Raw genomic sequence first — 2,130 nt, 5'->3', positions numbered from 1 at the left:
TGTCAACGACGGTCGAATTGGGGACCGTTTCCGGCGGCTGAAAAGGGAGCCACTGGTTTGGTGGTTTCTAGTCTGCCTGTTGCTCGAGGCGAGCGGAAGGCAGGGTGGTCATGGTGGTGTTCCTCAGCCGGTAGGACGCGCCCTTCAGTGTGATGACTTCGGCGTGGTGGACGATGCGGTCGATCATGGCTGATGCGACGGCTTGGTCTCCGAAGACTTCTCCCCAGCGGGAGAAGGGCAGGTTGCTCGTGAGGATGATCGAGCTGTTCTCGTAGCGTGAGGCGACGAGCTGGAAGAACAGGTTCGCGGCGTCGGCGTCGAAGGGCAGGTAGCCGACCTCGTCGATGACCAGCAGTTGCAGTCGGGCGAGTTTGCGTAGCTCTGTGTCGAGACGTCCGGTGCGGTGGGCTTGTTGGAGGCGGGTGACCCAACCGGCGGCGGTGTCGAACCCGACTCTGATCTGTTGGTGGCAGGCGGCGACGGCCAGGGCTGTGGCGAGGTGGGTCTTGCCAGTGCCGGGTGGGCCGAGCAGCACGACATTGCCGGCCTCGGTCAGGTAGCCGCCGGCGGCCAGGCGGTGGAGCTGGGCCCTGTCAGCGGCGGGTTGGTGGTCGAAGTTGAACTCCTCCAACGTCTTGATCGCGGGGAAGCCTGCCGCGCGCAGGCGTAGTTTCGCGCCGGAGGCCTCGCGGGCAGCGACCTCGGCCTCGAGGACGGCCTGCAAGTACTGGGGGCCGGTCCAGGCTTGGGCCGTGGCCTGGTCAGCCAAGCGCCGGGCCGACTCGCGGATGCGGGGTGCTTTCATCACCCGGGCGAGGTAGTCGATGCGGGTGAACGTCTGGTCAGCGGCGGTGGGCATCACGCGACCTGCCCGTCGAAATCAGCTGCTGCGAGGCCGAAGGCCTGGTCGTAGACCGACAGGTCCCGAACCAGGCCCTCCTCGAGGACCGTGACGGGCGGGTGTTGGAAGTCTCGGCGCAGTCGGGCGGCGGTCTCGACATGGGCCGGGTCGGTGAGGGTGTGGCCCGAACCCCAGGCCCGGTCATGCCGGGCGACCGGGAGGCCTTGGTAGGTCACCGTCACCTCGTCCAAGCTCACGTTCACGGTGACGAGACGCTCGATCATGGCCGGGTCGACGGAGTAGTCGTTGCCGGCGGCGCGGACGTAGTAGTCGCGGCCCAGTCGGATCGTGAACCGTTCACCCACCATCGGCGGGCTGGGCGGCAGGGCCGTCATCGCAGCCAGGTCCGCGGCGAACACCTCCGCGGGGCGGGCCCCCAGGGCCCTCACCTGGCGCTGGTTGCCGACCTCGTCGAGCCAACCCTTCAGCTGGGTGTTGAAGTCCTGCGGGTTGGTGAAGCGGCGGCCGGGCAGGAAGGAGGTCTCCAGGTACTGGTTGGCCCGCTCCACGATGCCTTTGGTCTCCGGGTCATACGGCTTGGCCTGCACGAGTTTCGTGCCCAGGGTGCCGCAGAAGCCGCTGACCCCGTCAGCGAGGCGTCCACGGCGTCCGATACCGGCCTCGTTGTCCCACAGCAGCCGTTTCGGGACGCCGCCGAAACGCTGCAACAACACCCACATCCCCGCCAACAGATCACCGGTGCGACGGCTGGGGATCATCACCGCCTCGATCCGGCGGGAATGCGCCGCGACCATCACCACCACCGGCACCCGACCCCGCAGCCGGGAATCCAAGCCGACGCTGGCCGGTGGGAACCACACGTCGCACTGGATCTGCTCCCCCGGGCGGTGGACGAGCCGATCGGCCGGATCAACCCGGCGAACCCGCCGACGTGTCTCTGCGACGTTCTCGCGGAACCAGGTGATCGACCCGTCCCAACCGACCCGCTGCGCCAACACCGTCGCCGGCATGTCCGGGAACTCGACCAGCAACACTCGCACTGCCGGCTCGACCCGGGCCCAGGCCGACTCGACCGGCGGGCGAGCCTTGTAAACAGGCGGACCATCCGAAGCCAACGCCTTCGCGACCGTCTTGCGAGCCACCCCCAACCGCTTCGCGATCGCCCTGCCCGACAGGCCCTCACTGGCATGCAGATACCGAATCTCGGCCCACACATCCACGCTGATCATCCCTCCATCGTGATCGCGTGGCCCCCTTTTCGACCGTCG

At 67.8% G+C, this 2,130-nt stretch carries 2 protein-coding genes; both read right to left on the bottom strand.

What is annotated here, in order from left to right; all coding sequences use genetic code 11:
• Positions 1-67: 67 nt before the first annotated feature.
• Positions 68-859, bottom strand: coding sequence for an IS21-like element helper ATPase IstB (gene istB / locus AAEX57_RS16135; RefSeq protein WP_342093318.1), 792 nt, complete (start codon positions 857-859; stop codon positions 68-70).
• On the bottom strand, positions 859-2,082 hold the full coding sequence (gene istA, locus AAEX57_RS16130) for an IS21 family transposase (RefSeq protein WP_446721188.1): 1,224 nt from the start codon (positions 2,080-2,082) through the stop codon (positions 859-861). Before istA ends, istB begins: the two co-directional genes overlap by 1 nt.
• Between the last annotated feature and the right edge of the window lie 48 nt (positions 2,083-2,130).

This window comes from Luteococcus sp. H91 (assembly GCF_038433135.1).
GTDB lineage: Bacteria > Actinomycetota > Actinomycetes > Propionibacteriales > Propionibacteriaceae > Luteococcus.
Note: the sequence above shows the minus strand (reverse complement) of the source record. Positions and strands in the feature narration are given on the sequence as shown.

Excerpts from the sequence above, each read along its gene's own strand:
- istB (WP_342093318.1), bottom strand. The coding sequence starts at position 859 with ATGCCCACCGCCGCTGACCAGACGTTCACCCGCATCGACTACCTCGCC.